Annotated in this window: 22 protein-coding genes; 17 read left to right on the forward strand and 5 right to left on the reverse strand. The window is 71.4% G+C overall.

Translation table 11 applies throughout. The annotated features are described in order from the left end of the window. The first annotated feature begins 10 nt into the window (after positions 1–10). Together ACWD3E_RS15725 and ACWD3E_RS15730 are read left to right on the forward strand one after the other, a co-directional pair. Entirely contained in the window at positions 11–466 is a 456-nt protein-coding gene (locus ACWD3E_RS15725; protein WP_451388084.1) for a hypothetical protein, read from the forward strand. Between the two features lie 88 nt (positions 467–554). Then, a complete protein-coding gene (locus ACWD3E_RS15730; RefSeq protein ID WP_451388085.1) occupies positions 555–1,433 on the forward strand; it encodes a hypothetical protein in 879 nt (292 codons plus the stop codon). 194 nt (positions 1,434–1,627) lie between these two features. On the opposite strand, the gene ACWD3E_RS15735 is transcribed toward ACWD3E_RS15730, so the two are convergent. Next, positions 1,628–1,885, reverse strand: coding sequence for a GntR family transcriptional regulator (locus ACWD3E_RS15735; RefSeq protein WP_451388086.1), 258 nt, complete (start codon positions 1,883–1,885; stop codon positions 1,628–1,630). A 159-nt stretch (positions 1,886–2,044) separates the two neighbouring features. Here ACWD3E_RS15735 and ACWD3E_RS15740 point away from each other — a divergent pair, with 159 nt between their 5' ends. Beyond that, complete coding sequence (locus ACWD3E_RS15740; protein ID WP_451388087.1) at positions 2,045–2,356, forward strand: hypothetical protein; 312 nt, start codon at positions 2,045–2,047, stop codon at positions 2,354–2,356. Then, positions 2,356–2,634 carry a hypothetical protein gene (locus ACWD3E_RS15745; RefSeq protein WP_451388088.1) on the forward strand — a complete coding sequence of 93 codons (279 nt, stop codon included), beginning with the start codon at positions 2,356–2,358 and terminating at the stop codon, positions 2,632–2,634. Before ACWD3E_RS15740 ends, ACWD3E_RS15745 begins: the two co-directional genes overlap by 1 nt. A gap of 167 nt (positions 2,635–2,801) precedes the next feature. On the opposite strand, the gene ACWD3E_RS15750 is transcribed toward ACWD3E_RS15745, so the two are convergent. Next, positions 2,802–4,487 carry an immunity 49 family protein gene (locus ACWD3E_RS15750; RefSeq protein ID WP_451388089.1) on the reverse strand — a complete coding sequence of 562 codons (1,686 nt, stop codon included), beginning with the start codon at positions 4,485–4,487 and terminating at the stop codon, positions 2,802–2,804. Positions 4,488–4,653: 166 nt separating this feature from the next. Here ACWD3E_RS15750 and ACWD3E_RS15755 point away from each other — a divergent pair, with 166 nt between their 5' ends. From ACWD3E_RS15755 to ACWD3E_RS15775, 5 genes are read left to right on the forward strand one after another with little or no spacing between them, the layout of a single operon-like run. After that, the gene (locus ACWD3E_RS15755; protein ID WP_451388090.1) at positions 4,654–4,911 is read left to right on the forward strand and encodes a hypothetical protein; all 258 of its coding nucleotides are present in this window, start codon (positions 4,654–4,656) and stop codon (positions 4,909–4,911) included. Between the two features lie 13 nt (positions 4,912–4,924). Then, positions 4,925–6,289, forward strand: coding sequence for a type VII secretion integral membrane protein EccD (gene eccD, locus ACWD3E_RS15760; protein ID WP_451388091.1), 1,365 nt, complete (start codon positions 4,925–4,927; stop codon positions 6,287–6,289). Between the two features lie 10 nt (positions 6,290–6,299). Continuing rightward, positions 6,300–7,595: a nucleotide-binding protein gene (locus tag ACWD3E_RS15765; protein WP_451388092.1), complete on the forward strand. Its 1,296-nt coding sequence runs from the start codon at positions 6,300–6,302 to the stop codon at positions 7,593–7,595. Beyond that, the gene (eccCa, locus tag ACWD3E_RS15770; protein WP_451388093.1) at positions 7,592–11,644 is read left to right on the forward strand and encodes a type VII secretion protein EccCa; all 4,053 of its coding nucleotides are present in this window, start codon (positions 7,592–7,594) and stop codon (positions 11,642–11,644) included. Before ACWD3E_RS15765 ends, eccCa begins: the two co-directional genes overlap by 4 nt. Next, the gene (locus ACWD3E_RS15775) at positions 11,641–13,047 is read left to right on the forward strand and encodes a DUF6177 family protein (protein WP_451388094.1); all 1,407 of its coding nucleotides are present in this window, start codon (positions 11,641–11,643) and stop codon (positions 13,045–13,047) included. The genes eccCa and ACWD3E_RS15775 overlap by 4 nt, the downstream gene beginning before the upstream one ends. Positions 13,048–13,099: 52 nt before the next feature. Here the strand turns inward: ACWD3E_RS15775 and ACWD3E_RS15780 are convergent, their stop codons facing one another. From ACWD3E_RS15780 to ACWD3E_RS15790, 3 genes are read right to left on the reverse strand one after another with little or no spacing between them, the layout of a single operon-like run. Further along, a complete protein-coding gene (locus tag ACWD3E_RS15780) occupies positions 13,100–14,278 on the reverse strand; it encodes a hypothetical protein (protein WP_451388095.1) in 1,179 nt (392 codons plus the stop codon). Positions 14,279–14,280: 2 nt separating this feature from the next. Further along, positions 14,281–14,535 carry a MoaD/ThiS family protein gene (locus ACWD3E_RS15785; protein ID WP_451388096.1) on the reverse strand — a complete coding sequence of 85 codons (255 nt, stop codon included), beginning with the start codon at positions 14,533–14,535 and terminating at the stop codon, positions 14,281–14,283. Between the two features lie 51 nt (positions 14,536–14,586). Then, a complete protein-coding gene (locus ACWD3E_RS15790; protein ID WP_451388097.1) occupies positions 14,587–15,423 on the reverse strand; it encodes an alpha/beta hydrolase in 837 nt (278 codons plus the stop codon). Positions 15,424–15,574: 151 nt separating this feature from the next. On the opposite strand from ACWD3E_RS15790, the gene ACWD3E_RS15795 reads away from it, so the two are divergent. The 8 genes from ACWD3E_RS15795 (at position 15,575) to ACWD3E_RS15830 (ending at position 23,679) form a co-directional block, all read left to right on the forward strand. Further along, positions 15,575–16,354 (forward strand): winged helix-turn-helix transcriptional regulator, encoded by a 780-nt coding sequence (locus tag ACWD3E_RS15795; protein ID WP_451388098.1) that lies wholly within the window; start codon positions 15,575–15,577, stop codon positions 16,352–16,354. A 108-nt stretch (positions 16,355–16,462) separates the two neighbouring features. Beyond that, a complete protein-coding gene (locus ACWD3E_RS15800) occupies positions 16,463–17,488 on the forward strand; it encodes a LacI family DNA-binding transcriptional regulator (protein ID WP_451388099.1) in 1,026 nt (341 codons plus the stop codon). A 109-nt stretch (positions 17,489–17,597) separates the two neighbouring features. Further along, positions 17,598–18,596 (forward strand): S1C family serine protease, encoded by a 999-nt coding sequence (locus ACWD3E_RS15805; RefSeq protein WP_451388100.1) that lies wholly within the window; start codon positions 17,598–17,600, stop codon positions 18,594–18,596. A gap of 69 nt (positions 18,597–18,665) precedes the next feature. Then, a complete protein-coding gene (locus ACWD3E_RS15810) occupies positions 18,666–18,932 on the forward strand; it encodes a hypothetical protein (protein WP_451388101.1) in 267 nt (88 codons plus the stop codon). 132 nt (positions 18,933–19,064) lie between these two features. Further along, positions 19,065–19,799 (forward strand): response regulator transcription factor, encoded by a 735-nt coding sequence (locus ACWD3E_RS15815; RefSeq protein ID WP_451388102.1) that lies wholly within the window; start codon positions 19,065–19,067, stop codon positions 19,797–19,799. Next, a complete protein-coding gene (locus ACWD3E_RS15820; protein WP_451388103.1) occupies positions 19,796–21,256 on the forward strand; it encodes a sensor histidine kinase in 1,461 nt (486 codons plus the stop codon). Before ACWD3E_RS15815 ends, ACWD3E_RS15820 begins: the two co-directional genes overlap by 4 nt. A 33-nt stretch (positions 21,257–21,289) precedes the next feature. Continuing rightward, positions 21,290–22,558, forward strand: a complete 1,269-nt coding sequence (locus tag ACWD3E_RS15825) for an ATP-binding protein (protein WP_451388104.1) — start codon at positions 21,290–21,292, stop codon at positions 22,556–22,558. After that, a complete protein-coding gene (locus ACWD3E_RS15830; protein WP_451388105.1) occupies positions 22,555–23,679 on the forward strand; it encodes a tetratricopeptide repeat protein in 1,125 nt (374 codons plus the stop codon). The genes ACWD3E_RS15825 and ACWD3E_RS15830 overlap by 4 nt, the downstream gene beginning before the upstream one ends. The last annotated feature ends 22 nt before the right edge of the window (positions 23,680–23,701 follow it).

The following is a 23,701-nucleotide window of genomic DNA, read 5'->3' on the forward strand; positions in this document are numbered from 1 at the left end:
GGTGCACAACGTGTCCAAAGCAAGTGAACCCAATCTCCAGGAATGGGCCGAGGAGGGGCGCCGGACCATCATCGATATAGCGGACATGCTCGGGGTTCCCCCTGAGATCTACACCCGCGACCCAATGAGCCTCATTCCAGCCCTGCAAGACTGGGTCTCACGCGCCCCACTCAATGAATTCGAACAGGCCGACTGGATCACACTGCACGCGGACTTGACGTGCTACCTCGCCGACTTCCTCATCCAGAGGTACGGCGCACGCTGGGCTGTGGAAGATGACCCCACCGCACCGCGTGGATACCGCTATGTCATCGAGGCAACCGGATTTGATGGTCAGCCTCATCGGATCGACCCTGCCGAGATCGTCAGGATGGAATTCGCCGACCTCCCGATCGAGATCGTCCGCATGCTGGCCACCGCGGAACTCAACCTGGGCCTGACAGCGCAGGTCAACGACGCCGAATAACGTCATCTGGCAAAGACCGGTGATCGCCCTCACCCTGAAGAATGCCGGACACCCGCTCCCTGCAGGCCAGCCTCGGGACCTATCCGCCATGACGTACAACCTCCTCACCGTGGAACTCCTGAGCCTCGACGCCGTCACGGCGGCACTCGCACAGTGCCTGCACGTGCGCGAGCAGGACGTGGACGTTGCCGACGAGGACACCGACCAGGAGACGCGCAACTGGGATGCCCTGGTGTTTTGCGAGAAGGCGACAGTCCTGGGCGACGTATCCACATCCCTGGACATCTACGTCCAGGAATCCGTGCAACCGCAGCCCACCGAGCGGGAACTGGCGCCCGAGTTGGCCCGGGCGGCAGGTACCGTGGTCCTCTTTCCCGCCGAAGAAGAGCCTCCGAGCGCGTACTGGCTGGCCGCGGAAGACGGGCTCGTCACGCGAGCACGTCTGTACGACTCCGACGACGAAGAACCTCACTACACGATCGACAGGGTCGAAACTCCCGTCTCCCGACTTCCGCATGTCACGGTCGCCCGCATCCCTGAAGTGGTCCGCGAACTGAAGATCGCCACTCCGCTTACCGCTGATTTCGCCGCGCACCTGGACCGCATGCACCCGGAGGAGACCAGGGCCCCAGGAACGCCGTTCTGGACGGCAAGGAGTTCCCTGGGCGCCTGGGAGAAACTCGTCCGGCAGATGGCAGCCGACTGGGCACCCTCCGGCTGGTATCCAGCCGACCTCTACCGTGAGCGCCTCGAAGCGCGCGACAAGTTGGAGCAGGTGCGCAGTCGACTCCCGCAGAACGTTGCTACCTTGCTCCAGACCGCTCTTGAGTCCCTGGACGCACTGTTTGCCGAGCTGACAGTCGACGACACCGGCGGCCTGCTCCGCGAGGAGCCGGCCGGCACGGAGGACGTGGCCTCGGCACGCGGATGGTGGTGGAACCGCCGCCCTGCCTCCCTGCCTTGGTAATACGCCGAGCGCGATCGCTTCGACGCTTTGCACCCATTGACCCCGGCCAAGTGGTCATGCCTGACGGATCCTGTGACAGGCGAATTCGCGACGCGGGAGGCGTGGGTCACGGCGATGCAGGTCGGTTCAGGCCTGTTCATCTCAGGCGCCGCTGCGGAAAGCCTCAGTGCCGTGCTGTATTGGACACAGAGGCCTCACTCCTCCGCTGCGACCTTCTCGGCGGGCCGCTCGGCCACGAATGACCCGAGGCCGGGTTCGGTGTACGTCAACCCCTCCTCCCTCAGTGCGCGGAGGACCTTGTGCGCGGTCGCGTTGGCGACCCCGAACTCCGCAGTGAGCTGTACGACAGAGGGGACGCGGGTGCGCGGAGGATAGGTGCCGTCCGCGATCCGGCGGCGGACCACCTCGGCGACCTGCCTCCATCGGGGAACGTCGGGAACAAACTCGATCACCACGCCATCATGCGCATGCTTGGACATCCGTGCGATACATGGAATCCCTAGAACCCCTAGCATGCCTAGTTCGCCTTAGCTACGGTTGCCCATGTGAAAGCCCCGGCGACGGATGGAGCCGCCCCGGGGCACGGCCACCAGCTGACCGGAGCTGATGACATGACCGACCTTATCCGCCGACTCGTCCCCTGGGCGTGGGTCCTGTTCAAGGGCCGTGGCGCAGATCTGCGACTCAGGCCTCCGCTACCGGGCTCGCCAGTCGACCCTGCCTCGCGGCATGCCACACCGCTCCCCCCACGCCGCAGTCCATACGCCCAGGACAACACTCCTCTGGACGCCACCGCCGTCAAGGCCGTACGCCCCTACCTGACCGCGCACGAGCAACGTCAGCGACGGCGTGAACTGGCGCTGGCCGCAATGGGCCAGGACATGCCCGGCCCGTTCTGGATCCATGGGCTGGAGGTGGCGTGATGGCGCACGAGCCCCGTCTGCTTCCCTGGTCCGGCACCGAGGGTAAGCCCTGCTACCTGATCACTGACAACGACAGCGGGCCCGCCTCCCGGCTGGCCGACGCCACCGAGTCAATTCAGCTCAGCATGGGAAACGAACTCCTCGGCCATGCCTTCGACTTGCTGCCCGACACCCCGCCAGGTGAACTCCGCTTCCTTGCCGAGCGCCTGACCGAGGCGCTGCGGGACGCTCTCCGCATTGCAGAGAGCCGAGGCCGGCGCCTGAGTCACCTGAACTGACGGTCGATGGTTGGACGAGCGGCCCGGATCCTCCAGGGCCGCTCATCCGTACGCTGGGCAGCGGGCCTGGACACAAATAGACGGGACGTTTCTTGCTCCGCTTCACCGATGGTTCCCTCACCACCCCGCCGGATGCGCCCGTATTCCCCCCAAGGACACAGGGCGTCTCAAGGTGAGGGGATTTCCTCGATCCGTTCGCGGTTGAGGAGGTACTTGGGCAGGTACGGGTGTTCCGTGGCGATCGGGAACTCGTAGTCGTATGCGAGGCTCGCCATCGCGAGCGGCCCTAGAGCTACTTGGGCGCGCGGCGCCCTAGAGTCGCCCCAGTAGCCGTCGTGGTCCGCGAGGGCTTCGGAGAGGGTCTTGGTGAAAGCGTCGTGGTCGCGTGCGATCAGTCGGTGGAAGAGGGCGACCGGCTGGTAGTCGATGCGGTTCACGAAGTCCATCGGCGCGTGGGTCACGGCGTCGGGCATCGACGTGTTCATGGTGGCCAGCAGCTTCTCCACGACGTCGTCCATGGGACGCTCGGAGAAGTAGGTCTGCAGCGTGTCGATCCAGTGCAGGACGTACTCGTCGACTGAGTCGTCCTGCCGCAGCGTCACAAGGGGCACCTGGCACAGCCGGTCGATCCGGTCCTTCTGGCGGCACACGATCGCGAGGTACATGGCGTCGAGCCAGGCGCGGGCGTCCGCGGGTGGTTCGGCGGGTGTGGCGGGCAGGTGCCGTACGAGGTCCTCGCCCAAGGAGCATTCCTGCAGGTGCGCGCCGGTGAACAGCGCGGATCCGAGTTGGACAGCGGTGGCCCACGCGTCCCATGTGTCGACGTGCGCCGCGTTGGGGTCGGCGGCGCAGTGGGTGTGGGCAAGTGCGACGGCGGAGGCGAAAGCCTCGCCCAGTCCGGCCGGGGAATCGGCGAGGCTGGCTATCGACTCGGCTGTGGCTTTGGTGAGTTCGGGCACCTCCGCAGACCTGGCCGCGAGGATGGTGGGGAGACGGTCGGCGCGGTCCAGGCGGACCAGGCCCTTCATGAGGCTGAGCAATTGCGGTGGCGGATTCAGGGAGAAGGTGCGCGTGTCCTGGTCGATGACCGTGAGCGACTTCAGGCCACCACGGTGCCACCAGTAGACACGTGGGGACAGCGCGCCCGGACCGTCCTCGTACGTACTCAACGCGTATGAGGCAAGGCCGTTGACGGCATCGACCACAGAGCCGTCGGTGATCGGGTGGTACGCCAGCAGATGCCGGTTCGGTACGACCACGAGGGCACCGGCGTCCGGGAGCGGCTCCCCGGTGACCTGCCGCGCCACTTCGGACAAGAAGAGCGCCTTGCTGGCGACGAACGGGGAGTCGCCGTACAGCGAGTGAAGCCTCGCCCGTCCCCCGACCGACACTTCCTCGTGCTCGACGGGTACGCGCATCAGGTTCGCGTACGCCGCCTGGCTCAGGTTCTCGATCCCGGCCCGTTCCACGTCCTTGTCGGTGAGGATCCGGACGCTGGTGGGCCCGTCGAGGGCATAGGCGAAAACGAGTCCGTCGGCCACCACACGCGCGTAACGCATGGCTTCTGCGAGTTCCGGGGTGAGCGAATCGACGGGCAGGAGCCGGGAATGTACGTCCCGCAGCAACTCCTCGGCGCTCTCGTCGCCCCTGCTGGCCTGTTGCAGGCGGGCGAAGTGCGCAGCGACAAGGTCGGGCCAGTGTTCCTCCGGCGCCTTGCGGCACACGTGTGCCAGGTTGGTCAGGGAGTAGTCGTGTCCGTCCTGCGCGTACGGGGCGGCGAATGCCCGAAGTCGTGCCGCCTGGGCGGCGGTTAGCATCGGCAGGCCGGAGTCCGGAGTGTCCTCTGGTTTCATCCGCACGACTCTACGAGGGTGCACCTGACGCTGCCTCGCCACAGCCTGGTTCACGTCATGAGCGAGATCAGGTCACTCCACCCCATACCCGTTGCCACTGCAATGCCCGGGGTTGGAGGATGTTCGATGAGCTGTAGCCCCATACCCAGCGAACCGGAAACAGGACATGTCAGCCCAGGATTACGACAGCCAGCTCCTCGAGTCCGTGGCGGTGCGGCGGCGGAGGTTGCGGGATGCCGTGTTGTTCGGGGCGCAGCGGCAGCGGCGGACCGTGGATGAGCGGGTGGGGAAGGCGTTCGCGGGTGTGGTGATTGCGGCCGTGGTGTGTGCGGGGTGTGTGGGATGGTCGTTCGTTTCGCACCGGGTGGTGGGGAAGAGTCCGTATGGGACTTCTGTGCCTACTTCGGCGCCATCCGCCCGATGATAGGTTCGAACGCGTGATATCCCGGGGGACTTTGAGCCGTACGGCACTGAGCCGGGTCACCCTGGTGGGTGAGCGGCGGCGGGTGGATCTGGTGCTGCCGTCCCGGGAGCCGGTCGGGCTGCTGTTGCCCGAGGTGATGCGGCTTCTCGACGACCGGGTGGGCGATCGGCCACAGGGGCGTCATCTCGTGACGGCCGACGGCAGTGCCCTGGAGCCGGATGCGACGCTGGAATCGGCGGGAGTGCCTGACGGTGCCGTGCTGCGGCTGGTGCGGGTCGAGGATGCGCCGTCCGCTCCGGTGGTCCATGACGTGAGTGATGAAGCGGCCGGCGATCTCGATGTGCGGGCCTGGCGCTGGGACGCACGGGCGCGGCGGATCGCAGCGGCGGGTGCCGGGGCGGTGTGGGCGCTGGCCGCCGGGTTCATGGCGCGGGAAGGGTTCGAGGCCAAGGCCGTTGGTGTGGCGCTGCTCGTGAGCGCTGCGGTGGCTGCGGTGGCCGGAGCGCTGCTGGGGCGGGCCGGGCGTAAGGGGCTTGCCGCCGCACTGGTCGCCGTCAGTGCCGTTGTGGGTGTGCAGGGGGCGTGGTCGCTTGCCGACGCCCAGGGATGGTCGGGGGCCGTGCGGTTGGCCGCCGTGCTCGCGGTGGTCGTGGTGGCGTTGGTGCTGCTCGGCTGGTTCTCGCCGTTCGGGCGGGGCGCTGTGGTCGGAGCAGGGGCGCTGGGCGGGGCCGGGGTGTGCTGGGAAGCCGCGCTCGCCTTCCAGTCCGGCGGGGCGAGCGCCGCCGGGTCGGCCCGTGCCGGAGCGCTGCTCGCCGTCGTGTCCGTGGTGGCGCTGGGGGTGCTGCCCCGGCTGGCGTTGGCGGCGTCGGGGCTGTCCGGGTTGGACGACCGGCGCTCCGCGGGGTCGTCGGTCAGTCGTTATCAGGTGGCGACCGCGTTGGCCGCCACGCATCGGGGGCTGGCACTGGCAACCGTCATTACGGCCGCCTCCGGTGCTGTCGCCGGGGTGCTGGCGGTGCGTACCGTGACGGCGTGGACGGTGCTGCTGGCAGTCGCCGTCACGTGTGTTCTTGCGCTGCGGGCTCGGGCCTATCCGTTGGTGGGGGAGGTCGTCGCGCTGCTCGCGGCGTCCATGGCGGTGGCGCTGCGACTGGCCTGGGTGTGGCTGGAGCACTCCGGGGCTACCGCTCCGCTCGCCGGTCTGGTGATGCTGGCCGCGATGTCCCTGGGTGTGCTGGCTGTGCAGCCCGCCGAGCATGTGCGGGTACGGCTGCGCAAGGCCGGTGACGTGCTGGAGTCGGCCGCTGTGATCGCTCTGTTCCCGCTGGTCCTCGGGGTGTTCGGCGTGTACGGGCGGCTGCTCGGCACCTTCGCGTGAGGTGGCGGTGATGACGACTTTCGGGCGGTGGCAGGACGGCGTACTGCGTGAGCTGACCGCCGGTTCTGCAGGCTCTGCCGGAGATGCGGGTGACGCGGGCGAGCAGAGTTCCGTGGGGGACCGTCGGCTGCCACTGCCCGTGCGCCGCGCGGACGAGGAGCGGCCCCATCCGGGGCAGCCCGGCAGCGGGTCCCTCGCGGGGCGCACCACTGCCCCGGTCCCGGCGGCGGACGGCGCCCTGCCCGTCCCGTACACCCCGACTCAGGCAACACCGCACCCTGCACAACACACACCTCCTCCGCAGGCCCCGGCCCGCACAGCAGGGCCCCCCACACCGAACGCCTCCCCCGTCGTACGCCCGCCCCGTCAGGGCCGGCTGCCGGTCGCGGCCCCCGAGCCGGTTCCGACGCTCGACCCGCGCCTCGCCCTGGCGCTCGGCTCGCCCCCGCACGGCGACTCGCTGGCCCGGCGCTCGGGGCGGTCGCTGCGCAAGCTGGCCTCGTCCGCCGCGCGGGACGTCACCGAGGAGAGCAGGCTGGGCAGTTGGCTGCAGCAGCCGGTGACCACGGGCCGGGTGATCGCGGTGACGTCGATCCGCGGCGGCGTCGGCAAGACCACGACCGCCGCGCTGCTGACGCGGGCCTTCAGCCACTACCGGCACGACCCTGTGCTCGCCCTGGAGGCGGACGCCGCCCTGGGGACGCTGCCGGTGCGCATGGGCGCTCAGGCTGTGCGGTGGTCGTGCGCCGAACTCGCCCCGATCCTCACTCCCTCGATGCAACTGACGGACGTCACTGGGTACTTGGTGCCACTGACGGACGGCGGCTGGCTGCTGCCCGCCAGTCAGGGGCGGGTGGGCGCCCCGCTGGATGTCCCCACCTACCGCACCGTCACACTCGCTCTGCGCCGCTACTTCGCCGTCACGGTCGTGGACTGCGAGACACTGCCCGGCGAAGTGGCCCGGACGGCGATGGACACCGCGCACGCGCGTGTGGTCGTCGCCCCGCTCACCGCCGAGGGTGTGGGCGGCACCCGGATCGTCCTGGACTGGCTCGGTCAACTGCCGCACGCCGCACTCGCCTCCACCGTCGTCGCCCTCACCTCGAACACACCCGACGCGAACCTCGACCTGAAGGCCGCCACGGCCCATCTGCGGGAAACCGGGGTCACCCTCGTGCATCTGCCCTACGACCGGCACCTGGCCGGTGGCGGACCGATCAGGACGGACCGGCTCGGCGAGGCCACCCGCCGAGCGGCCACCCAGCTGGCCTCCGAGGCTCTGCAGAGGGCGGTGCGGGTGCGTTGACGCAGCATCAGGTGCATCGGCCCGCCCGCTCGACGCGGCCCCTGCTCCCGCCCGAGGCCCGCACGATCGAGCCGCCCCCGAACCTGCCCGAGGGCAAGACCGGCAGCCCGGCGACCGCGCTGCTGCCCATGGCCGGCGTCATGAGCTCGGTCGTGATGATGACGGTGATCCGCTCCAGCCAGTTCGCGGGCCTGGGCGCCGTCGTGCTGGTCGTCGCGCTGCTCGGCGCGGTCGCCCTGTTCCTGTCGCAGCGTGGCAAGGCGCAGCGGCAGCGGCGCGTCCAGCGCGAACGGTACCTGGAGTATCTGGAGGAGCTACGGGCCGAGCTGGGCGCGGCGGAGCGCGAGCACCGTCGGGCCGCCCGGCTCCTCCACCCCGCCCCCGCGGCCCTGTACGACGTCCTGCGCGATCCCGCCCGTCTGTGGGAGCGGCGCCGCACCGACGCGGACTTCCTCCACGTACGGGTCGGCGTCGGCGACGTACCCGTGCAGGAGCTGGCCATCGGCCGGCAGGCGACCGGGGGCGTGCTCACCCCGCCCGACCCGTTCATGCTGAACGAGGCGCGCGCCCTCCAGGCCCGCTACACCGGCGTGTCCGACCATCCGCTGGTCGTGCCGCTGGACCGGGCGGGCAACGTCAGCGTCGTCGGCGACCGTGCCGGTGTGCTGCGTGTCGCCCGGGCACTGCTCGTGCAGGCCGCCGTGACACACGCCCCGGACGACGTGGCCGTCGCGCTCGCCGTGCCCGGGGACCGTATCGAGGAGTGGGAGTGGGCGAAATGGCTCCCGCACGTCCTCGACCCGCACGTCCTCGACCCGCACGTCCTCGACCCGCAGACCCACGACCCGCAGACCCGCGACGGCTCCCTCGCCGCGCGGCGCATCGCCCCCGGCCTGGCCCAACTGGCCCAGGTGATCGGCACGGATCTGAAGCGGCGGGCCTCCTACGCGGCCGAGGTGCGCCGCGGACTGTCCGACAGGAAGGCACTCGCGCTGACCGACCGGCTGCTCGTGCTCAGCGACGAGTACGGGGAGAACGCCGTCGAGCTTCCGCGCACCGACATCGCCGTCGACCTGGACGACATGGGGGTCACGGTCCTGCACCTGCTCGCCGAACAGGTACACGAACCCGATCACGTCTCCGTGCGCATCACCGTCGACGGCGACCGGGTCACGGTGGAGGACCTGCGCGGAGAACAGGTCGTACACATGCACGGGGTGGCCGACCGCGCCGACCTCCCGGATGCCGAAGGCCTCGCACGGGCCCTTGCGCCACTGCGGCTGTCCGCCGAGTCCGCCGCCGAGGGCACCCCCGTCTCCGGGCCGGTCGGCTTTCCGGAGCTGCTCGGCATCGACGACATGGCCGCCCTCGATCCGGCCCGACAGTGGGCACCGCGCGGCGACCGGGACTTCCTGCGCGTGCCGATCGGGCTCGACGACCGGCACGAGCCGGTGCTCCTCGACCTGAAGGAGTCCTCCGAACTCGGCATGGGCCCGCACGGGCTGTGCGTCGGCGCGACCGGCTCCGGCAAGAGCGAACTACTGCGCACCCTCGTGCTCGCCCTGGTGACGACACACGCGCCGGACGATCTGGCGATGGTCCTCGTCGACTACAAGGGCGGCGCCACCTTCGCCCCCTTCGCCCGCCTGCCGCACGTGGCGGGCGTCATCACGAACCTGGAGAACCAGGCCGGCCTCGTCGAGCGCGTCCACACCTCCCTCGCCGGCGAGATCAAGCGCCGGCAGCAGGTCCTCAAGGACGCGGGCGACATCGCCGACATCGGGCACTACCGCGCGTTGCGCGCCACGGCCCGGCCCGACCTCGAACCGCTCCCGCACCTCTTCGTCGTCATCGACGAGTTCGGTGAACTCCTCACCGCGAAACCGGACTTCATCGACCTGTTCCTGTCCATCGGCCGCATCGGCCGCTCCATCGGCGTCCATCTGCTGCTGTCCAGCCAGCGCATCGAAGGCGGCAGGCTCAAGGGCCTGGAGACCTACCTGTCCTACCGGCTCGGGCTGCGCACGTTCTCGGCGGACGAGTCGCGCACCGTCCTGGAGACCACCGACGCCTTCCATCTGCCGCCCCTGCCCGGCTTCGGTTACCTGAAGGTCGACACCTCCACGTACACCCGCTTCAAGGCAGGCTTCGTCTCTGGTGCGTACCGCGGTCCCGCCGTGCGCGAGAGCACCGCCGAGGCCGCACCGCTCGCCCGGCCGTATCCGGCGTTCAACGCGCCCGGCGCCGCGCAGGCGCCCGCGTCGGGTGACGACGCCCCGGTGCCCCGTGAGCGCGACACGGGGCCGACGGTTCTGGGTGTCGCGGTCGACCGGCTCGCCGACGCCGCCGGGCCGGTACGCCGGATCTGGCTGCCGCCGCTGCCCGAAGCCCTCACCCTCGACACGGCCGCGGGCCCCGTACAGGCGTCCGCCGACGGCCTCCGGCTCGCCCGAACGGACGGCCCGATGCGGGTGCCGCTGGGTGTCCTCGACGATCCCGCCAGGCAGTGGCAGGGCCCGTGGGTGCACGACCTGAACACGGCGGGCGGGCACACCGCTGTCATCGGCGGCCCGGCCTCCGGCAAGACGACCCTGCTGCGCACCCTGGCGCTCTCCCTCGCCCTCACCCACACTCCGCGCGACGTCGCCGTCTACGGACTGGACCTGGTCGGCGGCGGGCTGAGCGCGCTCGCGGACCTGCCGCACGTCGGCGGCATCGCGACCCGCGCCGACCACGAGCGAGCCGCCCGCACCGTCGCCGAGGTGCGAGCCATGCTCGCCGAGCGCGAGGAGATCTTCCGTGAGCGGGGCATCGACTCGGTCGACCAGTTGCGGGCCCTGCGCGCCAAGGGCGAGCTGCCCCGGCTCGGCTCCACCGACGTGGTGCTGCTCATCGACGGATTCGGCGCCCTGCGCGACGAGTTCGCCCACCTCGACGACGACGTGGCCGACCTCCTCAAGCGCGGCAGCGGCTACGGCATCCACGTCGTGGCGGGCATGCTCCGCTGGAACGACGTACGCATCGCCACCCAGTCGCTGTTCGGCAGCCGCATCGAACTGCGCCTGAACGACCCGGCCGACTCCGCCGTCGACCGCAAGCTCTCCGAGACCCTGTCGGCGGGCACACCGGGCCGGGCCCTGACGGACGGCAAGCTGTTCGCCCAGACGGCACTCCCCCGCATCGACGCGCACGCCACGGCGGACGGTCTCGGCCCGGCCCTGGAACAGGCGGCGGCCATGCTGCGCGCCACCTGGCACGGTGAACTCGCCGCGCCGGTACGGGTACTGCCGACGAAGCTGCCGGCCCAGCGGCTGCCCTCCGCGGCGGCGGTACCGCGCGCGATCCCGGTCGGCGTCGACCAGGAGAGCCTCTCGGCCACCGTCCTCGACCTGTTCGGCGCCGACCAGCACCTGCTGGTCCTCGGCGACAACGAGTGCGGCAAGACGAACCTGCTCACGCTGGTCGCCCGCTCCCTCGTCGACCGCTACGGCGATAACGAGCTGGTCTTCGGCGTGTTCGACCCGCGGCGCGGCCTTCGAGGCGTCGTACCGGAGCCCTATCGCGGCGGCTACGCGCACAACGCCACGCTCTCCCAGGCGCTCGCCACCGGCATCGCCACCGAGCTGAAGAAGCGCCTGCCGGAGACCGCCGACCCCGACGCCCTCACCGACGAACCGTCCTTCGCCGGCCCGCGGATCGTGATCCTCGTCGACGACTACGACATCCTCACTGCGGCCGGGCAGCAGCCCCTCGCCCCGTTCCTGCCGTACATCTCCTCGGCCCGGGACATCGGCCTGCACTTCGTGGTCGCGCGCCGTGTCGCCGGGGCCTCCCGGGCCCTGTACGACCCGGTGCTGACGGCGCTGCGCGAGACCGGCACCACGGCACTCGTGATGACGGGCGACCGCAGCGAAGGCCAGCTCTTCCCTGGCCTGTACGCCTCCGCCCAGCCGCCCGGCCGCGGCACCCTGGTCCGCCGCGGCCACCGCCACCAGCTGATCCAGACCGCCCTCGCACCCGCGGGCGAGCCCACGGAGGCACCGGCATGACCAAGGACGTCATCGCGCTCACCGAGAAGATGCCCGACCCTCCCGCCCTGCTCGCCGCCCTGCACGCCGGCGGCCCCGACCTGAGCCTGACCGCCACCGACGACGGCGCGGTCATCCAGCTGTGCACGGCGGCCGGACGCCCCCTGGTCTCCGTCGAGGCTCCCCTCCTCGTCCACGTACCGGGCGAGGCCGAACGCCTTCTCGGCCCGCACGTCACCTCGCCCCGGCCTCCGTACTGGTGGACCGAGGCACGCGCCTCCACCGCCGTCCCCACGGCCGAGCCCCTCGCCGCATCGGTCTGCGGACGCCTGACGCTGCTGCTCGGGGGAACGACCTGGCCGCGCGAGGCCAACAGCACGGCGGTCGTGGACACGGGCCAGGACCGCGACGACGTCACCGTCACGCCCGCACCGGACGGGGCCCTGCCCGCCGTCGACGTCCTGACCGAGTCCACCGCGGTGGTACTCGCCGACCGTCCGGTCCTCGGCCTCACGGCCTGGCTGTCCGACGTACTGCGCGCCACGACGGCGGCCGGCCGGGCCCTGCACATCGTCACCCCGCCCCACGTCCGCCTCACCCTCCCGCTGCGCACGGTCCTCGGCGGCGCACCGAACCGGTGGGTTGTCCAGAACCCGGCAGGCGGCTACTACGACGGCCTCTCCGGAGCCGAACTCTCCTGGAGGGACGGCACATTCGCGCCGACCGGCCCACCCGTGAAGGTCGCGGACGCCTTCACGAACGGCGCGGCGCCCACCGAGGAGCGCCGGCTCACGGTGGCACTGCGCACCGTCCGCTCCCCCGATGCCGACCTCGTGCTCGGCGGCGCCCTGGAAACGGCCTGGCGTCATCTGACCGGCGCCCAGCCCGCTGGATGGGGCACGGCCGAGCCCGTCAACCTGCCCTGGTCACCGCGCCAGTTGACCGACCTGGCCCGCAAGCGCTCCCCCGAACCCACCCACGCCCTCGCCGTCGGCTCCCCCGACCGGCCAGCCGTCGCGACGCACCGCACGGCACGCACCACGGCAGGTGTCGCCGAAGAGGTCACGCTCACCGTCGGGTACCCGACAGGCCACCAGGTCCCCCTGGACGCGATCGAGCCGCTGGCAGCCGAACTCGTCGACGCCCACGGCCTGACGACGATGCTGGCCACGCTGACATCGGCCGAAGCCGACCTGACGCTACGGCCCGTACTCGCCGCCCCGCCGATCCCGGTCACGTTCACACTCGGCGCCGGGGACGTCCGCGCCACGGGACTCGCACACGCCCGTCGGCCCCCGCTCGCGAAGAGACCCGTACAGCTCGGCACAGCCACGGACCCGGCGCTGCACTATTCCCTCGGCGACGGCTCCGACGCCGCGGCCTGGACCGCGCTCCACGCCCTCACCGCACACCTCAAGACCTGATCCGGCTCGGCGGAATGAACGGGGGGCACGGGTCGGCAGCTCTACAGAACACCTAGCCCAGCGCGCGCCCCAGTACCCACACCACCGGCGCCGCCGCCGACAGCGGAAGTGCCACGCCCGCCGTGAAGTGGACGAAGCGGGAGGGGTAGTCGTAGCTCGCGACCCGGTGGCCGATCAGCGCGCACGCCCCGGCGGCCAGACCCAGCAGCGCGCCCTTCGCGCCCAGGCCCGTCATGCCGCCGACCGCGATTCCCGCGCCTGCCGCGGCGAGGAGCGAGACCACGAGTGAGGCCGGGCCCGGCAGCGGCAGGACCCGGGCGAGGACGGCCACCGCCACCGCCGCCGCGCCCACGGAGACCGCGTGCGGAGTCGCGCCCAGGTAGCCGGTGGCGAGGATCGCGAGGGCCGCCGAGACGACCGTGGCCATCAGGCCGTACATCCGCTCGTCCGGCGAGGCGTGCGAGCGCAGCTGGAGGACCAGCGACAGCAGGACCCAGACGCCGAGGGGGCCCAGGATCGCGGCGGGCGCGTGGTCGCGGCCCGCGGCGAGCACCGCCACGTCCGCCGCGAGGCCCCCGAGGAACGCGAGGGCGATGCCCTGGCGGGCGGGCCACATGCCGTTGAGCCGGAACCAGCCCGCGGCCGTCACGGCCTGGAGCAGCACCAGCGGGACGGCCAGGGCGTACGAGGCGACGGGCGCGGTGGCCGCGAGCAGCACGCCCAGGAGCGCGGTGAGCAGCGCCGGCTGCATGCCCGGCTCGATGATCGGCGAGCGGCCCTCCAGCCGGGCCCGCTGGGCGTCGGTGATCCGGGCGTTGCCGGCGAGCGTGGCGGGGCCGTACTCGGGGCCGGAGACGGACTCCGGCTCGGGGGCGGGAGCGGGGGCGGGTTCAGCGACAGGCTGCGGCTGCTGTACCTGGGCCTCGGGCGCGTACTGCTGCTGCTCGTACTGCTGGTACTGCTGCTGATACGGCTGCTGCTCCTGCTGCGGCAGATACGCCGTCTCCGGCGCCTGCGCTTGCGCCTGCCTCGGCGCCTGCAGCGAACCGTGCGTCTGCGTCTCCCAGGTCTGGCCCTGCCACTGCTGGGTGAGCTGGGGGTCGTAGCCGGGCTGCTGCTGCCCGTACTGGTCGTACTGCTCCTGCCCAGGCCACTGCTGCTGGGGCTGGTGCTGCTGCTGGTACGGGTCGTAGCCCTCGTACGGGCCGCCCTGATACGGCTGGTCGGTCATGCTCACCCTCCTGCGAACGGCGGGAGCACCTCGACCGTGCCGCCCTCGGCCAGCCGTACCGTCTCATGCGCGCGGGTCCCGACGGGGTCACCGTCGACAAGGAAGGAGCAACGCTGGAGCACGCTGGTGAGTTCACCGGGGTGTCGCTCGCGCACGACGGCGAGCGCGTCGGCGAGCGTGGCCGCTTCGTACGGCTCCTCGGCGACCCCGGCCGCGGCCTTGGCGGCGGCCCAGTAGCGCACCGTGACCTTGGGCATCTCATTCCTCAATCGACGGCAAGAAGTGACTAAAGACAGTTTGGGGTCAGGCTAGCCCGCGTTCGACGCCGCCCAGTCCCCGATCCGGGCGACGAGCGCGTCCTCGGCCGCGTGCTCGGCGTGGCCCATGCCCGGCTCCAGCCACAGTTCGCCGTGTTCACCGGCCGCCTCGGCCAGCATGCGCGGGTGGTCGAGGGGGAAGTAGCCGTCGCGGTCGCCGTGGATGATCAGCAGCGGGGTCGGGGCGATCTTCGGGACCGACTCCACCGGGGAGAGCGGGATGGGGTTCCACTCGCGGTGGTGGATGCGGGTGCGCAGGCCGTAGCGGCCCACCAGGCGGCCCTCGGGGCGGGTGACCAGCCAGTGCAGGCGGCGCATGGGGGCCGTCCCCCGGTAGTACCAGCGGGCGGGGGCGCTGACCGAGACCACCGCGTCGACCGCGCCGGGGTTGAGGGCCGCGTGCCGCAGCACCACCGAGCCGCCCATGGAGAAACCGACGGTCACCACGCGCGCGTGGCCGAAGCCGCGCGCCCACTCCACCGCGGCGGCGAGGTCCAGCACTTCCCTGTCGCCGACCGTGGACCGGCCGCCGGAGGCCCCGTGGCCGCGGAAGGAGAAGGTGACGACGGCGCCGTAACGGGCGAGGACGTCGGCCACCCGTCGAACATGCGGCCGGTCCACGCATCCGGTGAAGCCGTGAGCGATCACGAACACATCCGAATGCGTCTCCGATTGCGTTTCGCATACAGCCGCGCCCGGGTTGTATACGGAATCGATCGGAATTCCGTCGGCTGTGCGCAGATACGTCCGGATAGGCGCGGGCCTGCGCGTCTCGGGATATGGACTTACGGTGGAACGCGCCACACGACCTGCCGGACCGTTGCTCATGTGGGCTATTCTGCTGTGCAGAGGACTCGGGCAGCGTAGCCCCCGGGTCCTTTTGTGCTTTCGGAAGCGTTGTATACGAAGCGCCCCGGGATCGCAGAGCAGTGCCGCACCGACGCCATGTCCTCGCAGGGACCGAGGAGGAACCAGACGTATGAGTTCTCTGCTGCTGCTGACCAACGCTCTCCAGCCGTCCGCCGAAGTACTGCCCGCCCTCGGCCTCCTCCTGCACAACGTGCGGGTCGCCCCCGCCGAGGGCCCCGCGCTGGTCGACACCCCGGGCGCCGACGTCATCCTGGTCGACGGCCGCCGCGACCTGCCCCAGGTGCGCAGCCTGTGCCAGCTGCTGCGCTCCACCGGGCCCGGCTGCCCGCTCGTCCTCGTCGTCACCGAGGGCGGCCTCGCCGCCGTCACCGCCGACTGGGGCATCGACGACGTCCTGCTCGACACCGCCGGTCCCGCCGAGGTCGAGGCGCGGCTGCGCCTGGCCATGGGACGGCAGCAGATCGTCAGCGACGACTCCCCGATGGAGATCCGCAACGGCGATCTGTCGGTGGACGAGGCGACCTACAGCGCGAAGCTCAAGGGGCGGGTCCTCGACCTCACCTTCAAGGAGTTCGAGCTGCTGAAGTACCTCGCCCAGCACCCGGGCCGGGTCTTCACCCGCGCCCAGCTGCTGCAGGAGGTGTGGGGCTACGACTACTTCGGCGGCACCCGGACGGTCGATGTCCACGTACGGCGGCTGCGCGCCAAGCTCGGCCCGGAGCACGAGTCGCTGATCGGCACCGTTCGCAACGTCGGTTATCGATTCGTTACGCCCGAGAAGGGTGACCGGGGCGGCGAGGACGCCAAGGCCAGGGCGGGGCGGGCGAATGCGGACGACAGGGACGGATCGGCCGCCCTGGACGCCGCCGATGCCCACGCGGACGCCTAGCGACGGCGCCTGCGGAACGCTGCCGTCCGCCGGTCGGAGCATTGCGATCGCATATCCGGGCTTTGATACGCCCTGCCCAGAGTGGGTCCATCCGCGTAGACTCCGCGCGTGGCCAAGGTGACTCGGGATGATGTGGCACGGCTGGCTGGGACCTCCACCGCCGTCGTCAGTTATGTCATCAACAACGGACCCCGGCCGGTTGCCCCGGCCACGCGCGAGCGTGTCCTCGCGGCGATCAAGGAACTGGGGTACCGGCCGGACCGGGTCGCCCAGGCGATGGCGTCGCGGCGCACGGACCTCATAGGCCTGATCATCCCGGACGCCCGCCAGCCCTTCTTCGGGGAGATGGCGCACTCGGTCGAGCAGGCCGCCGCCGAGCGCGGAAAGATGGTCCTCGTCGGCAACACCGATTACGTCGGCGAACGCGAGGTCCACTACCTGCGCGCGTTCCTCGGCATGCGGGTCTCCGGCCTGATCCTCGTCTCGCACGCGCTGAACGACCTCGCCGCCGCCGAGATCGACGCCTGGGACGCCCGGGTGGTGCTGCTGCACGAGCGGCCCGAGGCCATCGACGACGTCGCCGTCGTCACGGACGACCTGGGCGGCGCCCAGCTCGCCGTACGTCACCTGCTGGAGCACGGCCACGAGTACGTCGCCTGTCTGGGCGGTACGGCGGAGACGCCGGCCGTGGGCGACCCGGTCTCCGACCACGTCGAGGGCTGGAAGCGGGCCATGGAGGAGGCGGGCCTGTCCACCGAGGGCCGGCTCTTCGAGGCGCCGTACAACCGCTACGACGCCTACCGCGTGGCCCTGGAGCTGCTGGCCGGGCCGAACCGGCCGCCCGCGGTCTTCTGTTCCACCGACGACCAGGCCATCGGCCTGCTGCGGGCCGCGCGCGAGCTGCGTATCGACGTGCCCGGGGAGCTGGCGGTGGCCGGCTTCGACGACATCAAGGAGGCGGCGTTCGCCGACCCGCCGCTGACCACGGTCGCCTCGGACCGCTCGGCGATGGCCCGGGCCGCCGTGGACCTCGTCCTGGACGACGGGCTGCGGGTCGCGGGCTCCCGGCGCGAGCGGCTGAAGACGTTCCCGGCCCAGCTGATGGTCCGCACGAGCTGCGGCTGCGTGCACTGAGCGACCGCACAGCGGTGCCGAGCGTCTTTATTCGGGGCAAACGCGGTTCTGTCGGGCTTCTCAGCGGGCACTCAGGAAGCTCTCATGGTCACGGGACATATTGAATGGCATGACCGTGAACCCCGAGTGGCCTCCCCCGCCCTCATACGAGCCCGTCCAGCCCGGACAGCCGGTGCAGCCCGTGCAGCACCAGCCCTTCGCGGCTCCGGCGGGTCCGGAACCCACCCGTCGCAAGAAGCGCACCCGTGGTTCGATCGGCCTCCTCGCGGCGGTCGCGATCGTCGCGGCTGCGGTCGGCGGCGGCACGGCGTACCTGTTCGAGGAGCTGACCGGCAAGGACTCGGTCTCCTCCGCCGGGACCGCCACCAACGTGGTGCCCTCGAACAAGAAGGGCAACGTCGCCGCGATCGCCTCCGCGGTCACCCCGAGCGTGGTCGAGATCAACGCGACCCTGGACAACGGCTCCTCCACCGGCTCCGGCGTGGTCATCAGCCGTGACGGCGAGATCGTCACCAACAACCACGTCATCTCCGGTGCCACCTCCATCAAGGCGCGCACCAGCGACGGCAGGAGCTACACCGCCGAGCTCGTCGGCACCGACAGTTCCAAGGACCTCGCGCTGATCAAGCTGAAGGGCGCCTCCGGCCTCACACCGGCCGCGCTCGGCAACTCGAACGGCGTCCAGGTCGGCGACTCGGTCGTGGCGATCGGCTCCCCCGAGGGCCTGACCGGCACCGTCACCAGCGGCATCGTCTCCGCGCTCGACCGGGACGTCACCGTCTCCACGGACGAGAACCAGGGGCAGAGCCAGGACGGCGACGGCCAGTGGCCGTTCCAGTTCGGCGGCCGGCAGTTCAACGGCGACACCGGTTCGTCCACGACGACGTACAAGGCGATCCAGACGGACGCCTCGCTCAACCCCGGCAACTCCGGCGGTGCGCTGATCGACGCGAGCGGTGCCGTCATCGGCATCAACTCCGCGATGTACTCGTCGAGTTCGCAGCAGTCCTCGTCCTCGGACGCGGGCAGCATCGGCCTCGGCTTCGCGATCCCGGTCAACACCGTCAAGTCCGACCTGGCCAAGCTGCGGTCGGGCGCCACCAACTGATCCCCTCCCCTCTCCTCACCCACCTCGGGTCTTCATCAGGAAGCCCAGCAAGTCGGCAGGGAGTACGTCATGATCAAGCAGGTATCCCACCAGGCCACCGGCACCGGTCCGGCCGTCGTCACCCTGGCCCTGGACGTGGCGTACGAGCTGCACGCGCCCGCCACCCCGTTCCGCCCCGTCCGGGTCCCGGAACCGGAGCTCGACCCGTTCCCGCCGCTGGAGGTCCCGGTCCCCCAGCTGATGGGCCTGCGCACCCCGGCCGCGCGCACCCACCGACGCAAGGTGCCGCTCAAGCGCCTGACCGCGGTCACGGGCCTGACGACCGTCGGGGCGTGAGAGGCGTCCGGTCCGGGTGTGAGCGCGCCTCCCGGCCCCGAAACGTGCGACGCTGAGAGACACCCGCGCACCGCATCGCCACCGCATCCCCACCACACCCCCACCCCACCCCACCCCGAGGAACCGCCACCGATGAGCCCCTCCGAAGGCGACCGTGACGCCCAGCGCATCCTGATCGTGGACGACGAGCCCGCCGTACGCGAAGCGCTGCAGCGCAGCCTCGCCTTCGAGGGGTATGACACGCAGGTCGCCGTCGACGGCGCGGACGCGCTGGAGAAGGCGACCGCGTACCGCCCGGACCTGGTCGTGCTGGACATCCAGATGCCCCGCATGGACGGCCTGACGGCGGCCCGGCGGATCCGGGGCACCGGGGACACCACCCCGATACTGATGCTCACGGCCCGCGACACGGTCGGCGACCGGGTCACCGGACTCGACGCAGGGGCGGACGACTACCTGGTCAAGCCGTTCGAGCTGGACGAGCTGTTCGCCCGTATCCGCGCGCTGCTGCGCCGCCGCAACTACGCGGGGGCCGTCGCCGCCGCGGCCGGGCAGGACGAGGGGCTCAGCTTCGCCGACCTGCGCATGGACCTCGCCACCCGCGAGGTCACCCGGGGCGGGCGACCGGTGGAGCTGACCCGCACGGAGTTCACGCTGCTGGAGATGTTCCTCGCGCACCCGCGCCAGGTGCTCACCCGCGAACAGATCCTGAAGGCCGTGTGGGGCTTCGACTTCGAGCCCTCGTCCAACTCGCTGGACGTCTACGTCATGTACCTGCGCCGCAAGACCGAGGCGGGCGGCGAACCGCGCCTCGTGCACACCGTGCGCGGCGTCGGGTACGTGCTCCGCCAGGGCGGCGCCGAGTGAAGAAGCTGGTGCGCCGCTACCGGGCGCTCCCGATCCGGGCACGGCTGGCGGTGCTGGTCGCGGCGGCGGTGGCCTTCGCGGTGGCGGCCGTCTCGGTCACCTGCTGGTTCATCGTGCAGGGCAAGCTGTACGAGCAGGCCGACGACCGCCTGTCGGGCATCGGCAGCCGGACGCTGACCGCCGACGAGGTCGCCGCGCTGGTGGCGGCGTGTCCGCAGAACCCCCAGGACACGGACGGCCGCCCCTCCCTCGTCTTCCTCCAGGTCGTGACGGCGGACGGCCGGACCTGCGTCGTGCCGAACTCCGAGGGCGTCTCGGTGAACGTGACCGCCACGGACCGGAACGCGGCGAAGAACCCCACCCTCCGTGACCACATCTTCCACAACAGCACCGACAGCAAGGGCAACGACGTCCGGGTGATGATCACGGCCGTCCCGGTGGGCGGAGTGGGAGTGACCCCCGCGATCGAGCCCTACCCGGGCGTCGCCGTCCTGGTGTCCCTGTCGCTCAAGGACACCGAGAAGACCCTCAAGGACCTCGCCCTGATCCTCCTCCTCGTCTCCGGCGTCGGAGTCGTGGGAGCGGGCGCCGCGGGCCTGGCGGTGGCGCGGGCGGGCCTCCGCCCGGTCGACAAGCTCACCGAGGCCGTGGAGCACGTGGCCCGGACCGAGGACCTGACCATCCGCATCCCCGTCGAGGACGACAGCGAGGACGAGGTGGCGCGGCTCTCGCGCTCCTTCAACTCGATGACCACCGCCCTGGCCAGCTCCCGCGACCTCCAGCAGCAGCTGATCGCGGACGCCGGCCACGAGCTGCGCACTCCTCTCACCTCGCTTCGGACGAACCTCGAACTGCTCACCCGCAGTGAGGAGACCGGCCGCCCGCTCCCGCCGGAGGACCGCAAGGCCCTGCTGGCCTCGGTGACGGCGCAGATGGCGGAGCTGTCCTCGCTGATCGGCGATCTTCAGGAGCTGTCCCGCTCGGAGGGGCAGCGGGGCGAGCGCGTCCAGGTGGTCTCCTTCCAGGACACCGTGGAGGCCGCCCTGCGCCGCGCGCGGCTGCGCGGGCCGGAGCTCACGATCACGGCCGACGTGGAGCCGTGGTTCGTCCAGGCGGAGCCCTCCGCGCTGGAGCGGGCGATCGTCAACACCCTCGACAACGCGGTGAAGTTCAGCCCCGCGGGCGGCACGGTCGAGGTCGAGCTGCGCAAGGGCGTCCTGACCGTCCGCGACCACGGCCCGGGCATCGCCGAGGACGAACTCCCGCACGTCTTCGACCGCTTCTGGCGCTCCCCGAGCGCCCGCGCCCTGCCGGGCTCGGGCCTGGGCCTTTCCATCGTGGCGCGTTCGGTCCAGCAGGCGGGCGGCACGGTCACCGTGACCCGCGCGGACGGCGGCGGCACGCTGGTGACCGTACGGCTGCCGGGGACCCCGACGGCTCCGCAGGAGACGGCCTGAAGCCCTGTCAGTGAGGTTCCGTAGGGTATGGCCATGCCCGGAGAATCCCCGCTGATACAGAGCCTGCGCACGGCAGTTGAGGCCGCGCCCGCCGATGTGCCGCTCCGACTGCACTTGGCCGAACTCCTCCTGGACGAGGGCCGGCCCGATGCCGCCGTCGCCGAGGTGGCCGTCGCGCTGCAGCACACGCCCGGGGACGAGAAGGCACGGCAGCTCATGGCACGGGCCATGGGCGTACCCCAGCAGCCGGCCCCTCCTGCCGTGCAGCAGCCCGCGGTGCAGCAGCCCGCCCAGGCGCGCGGCGGGTTCGACTGGCGGGCCGCCGAGCAGCAGGTCGGGGACGTCGTACCGCCCCGCTTCGTCGAGGCGGAGGCTCCCCTGCGGGCGGACGGCGAGGGTGACCCCGGGGACGCCGAGGCGTGGGACGTGGAGCAGCCCGGCGGCCTACGGCTCGCGGACGTCGGCGGCATGCAGGAGGTGAAGGACCGGCTGGAGGCCGCCTTCCTCGCCCCGCTGCGCAACCCCGAGCTGCGCAAGCTGTACGGCAAGAGCCTGCGCGGCGGCCTGCTGCTGTACGGGCCGCCCGGCTGCGGGAAGACGTTCATCGCGCGGGCCGTCGCCGGGGAACTCGGGGCGTCCTTCCTCTCCGTGTCGGTCAACGACGTGCTCGACATGTGGATCGGCAACTCCGAGCGCAACATGCACCAGATCTTCCAGACCGCCCGCCGCCAGGCCCCCTGCGTGGTCTTCCTCGACGAGCTGGACGCGCTCGGCGCCAAGCGCAGCCGTACCGCGCACAGCGGGATGCGCAACACCGTCAACCAGCTGCTGACCGAGCTGGACGGCGTCGACTCCGCGGCGAACGAGGGCGTCTTCGTGCTGGCCGCCACCAACGTGCCCTGGGACGTCGACAACGCCCTGCGCCGGCCCGGCCGCCTGGACCGCACCCTGCTCGTGCTGCCGCCGGACGCCCCGGCCCGTGAGGCGATCCTCCGCTACCACCTGCGCGAGCGCCCCATCGAGAACGTCGACCTGGCCAAGCTCGCCAAGGTCACCGAGGGCCTGTCCGGCGCCGACCTGGCCCACGTGTGCGAGGCGGCGTCCGAACGCGCGCTGCTCGACTCGGCCCGCACCGGCACCGTCCGCATGATCGGCATGAAGGACCTGCTGGCCGCGGCGAAGGAAGTCCCCCCGTCGAGCGAACCGTGGTTCGCCGCCGCCCGGAACGTGGCGATGTTCGCCAACGAGGGCGGCATGTACGACGACCTGATCACCCACCTGAAGAAGAGGCGCAAGCTGTGACCACAGCCCTGCACCCCGCCGTGGAAAAGGCCGAGGCGCTCATCCAGTTGGATCGCCTCGACGAAGCCAAGGCGCTGCTCGGGCAGCGGCTCGCCGAGGACCCCGACGACATCCGCGCCTGGGCCAAGCTCGCCCGCGCCCGCCTGATCGGCGAGCGGGAGGGGGCCGAGGCCCTGGAGGCGGTCGAGCGGGCGCTCGCGCTCGACCCCGAGGACATCGGCGCGCTCCTCACGCGCGCAAGTGCCCTGCGCCAGGTCGGCCGGTTCCCGGAGACCGAGGGCGTGCTGCGGGAGGTCATCCGTCTCGCGCCGGAGTACTGGTACGGGTACGCGCTGCTCGCGGACTGGCTGTGGCGGATCAGGTGCATCGCCGCCGGGCAGGCGAACGGCGGGGAGGTCCCCCGGCACGCCATGGACGCCGCCCTCCAGGAAGCCGGCGAGCTGGCCCAGGAGGCCATCCGGCTGGGGCCCGAGGAGGTGTACGCGTACGAGGCTGCCTGGCTGATCGCCGACATGGCGGGCAACCGGACGGTCGCCGGCATGATGGATGAGGCCATCCTCCGCCTCGACCCGATGCACCAGCAGGCCCTGGCCCGGCGGACCGAGAAGGCCGCCGCCGCGCCGGGTGTGAAGGCCGCCGAGGCCGCCACGCTCTACGCGGACGCCCTGGCCGCCGCCCCGGAGTCGGCGTCGATGATGCAGGGCCTGGACGACGCCTCCTACCGGCTGCTGCGCGGGGTGCGCTGGCTCGCCCTGCTGTGCGTGGGCCTGGCCGGCGCCATGCTCGACCTGTTCGCCACCGAGGGCCACGTCCAGCGCGAGCTGCCGGTTGCCCTGGGCCAACGCCTGTGGACGCTCGTCCCGTTCGCGGCCATCTGGGCCGTGGGCGCCCTGCTGCGCTACCGCCGGCTGCGCACCGGGGTCCGGTACAACCTGCGCTCCCTGATCCGTCGTCGCCGCTGGCCGCGGATCGTCCTGGGGCAGGCCGCCTGGGCCATGCTCTGCGCCCTGCTGCTCACTCAGGTGCCGTGGACGACGCGGACGGTGCCGCAGTTCATCTTCTGGGCGGGCCTGGTGCCGACGGCGGCCACGATCTGGTTCGACCGCCGCCGCACGGACTGACGGGGAACGGCTGACACGGACC

Source organism: Streptomyces sp. NPDC002676, from assembly GCF_053592455.1.

Excerpts from the sequence above, each read along its gene's own strand:
- ACWD3E_RS15790 (WP_451388097.1), bottom strand. The coding sequence starts at position 15,423 with ATGAGCAACGGTCCGGCAGGTCGTGTGGCGCGTTCCACCGTAAGTCCA.
- ACWD3E_RS15805 (WP_451388100.1), top strand. The coding sequence starts at position 17,598 with ATGACCGTGAACCCCGAGTGGCCTCCCCCGCCCTCATACGAGCCCGTC.
- ACWD3E_RS15785 (WP_451388096.1), bottom strand. The coding sequence starts at position 14,535 with ATGCCCAAGGTCACGGTGCGCTACTGGGCCGCCGCCAAGGCCGCGGCC.
- ACWD3E_RS15795 (WP_451388098.1), top strand. The coding sequence starts at position 15,575 with ATGAGTTCTCTGCTGCTGCTGACCAACGCTCTCCAGCCGTCCGCCGAA.
- ACWD3E_RS15780 (WP_451388095.1), bottom strand. The coding sequence starts at position 14,278 with ATGACCGACCAGCCGTATCAGGGCGGCCCGTACGAGGGCTACGACCCG.
- ACWD3E_RS15755 (WP_451388090.1), top strand. The coding sequence starts at position 4,654 with ATGTCAGCCCAGGATTACGACAGCCAGCTCCTCGAGTCCGTGGCGGTG.
- ACWD3E_RS15775 (WP_451388094.1), top strand. The coding sequence starts at position 11,641 with ATGACCAAGGACGTCATCGCGCTCACCGAGAAGATGCCCGACCCTCCC.
- ACWD3E_RS15740 (WP_451388087.1), top strand. The coding sequence starts at position 2,045 with ATGACCGACCTTATCCGCCGACTCGTCCCCTGGGCGTGGGTCCTGTTC.
- ACWD3E_RS15815 (WP_451388102.1), top strand. The coding sequence starts at position 19,065 with ATGAGCCCCTCCGAAGGCGACCGTGACGCCCAGCGCATCCTGATCGTG.
- ACWD3E_RS15765 (WP_451388092.1), top strand. The coding sequence starts at position 6,300 with ATGACGACTTTCGGGCGGTGGCAGGACGGCGTACTGCGTGAGCTGACC.
- ACWD3E_RS15750 (WP_451388089.1), bottom strand. The coding sequence starts at position 4,487 with ATGAAACCAGAGGACACTCCGGACTCCGGCCTGCCGATGCTAACCGCC.
- ACWD3E_RS15825 (WP_451388104.1), top strand. The coding sequence starts at position 21,290 with ATGCCCGGAGAATCCCCGCTGATACAGAGCCTGCGCACGGCAGTTGAG.
- ACWD3E_RS15730 (WP_451388085.1), top strand. The coding sequence starts at position 555 with ATGACGTACAACCTCCTCACCGTGGAACTCCTGAGCCTCGACGCCGTC.
- ACWD3E_RS15745 (WP_451388088.1), top strand. The coding sequence starts at position 2,356 with ATGGCGCACGAGCCCCGTCTGCTTCCCTGGTCCGGCACCGAGGGTAAG.
- ACWD3E_RS15810 (WP_451388101.1), top strand. The coding sequence starts at position 18,666 with ATGATCAAGCAGGTATCCCACCAGGCCACCGGCACCGGTCCGGCCGTC.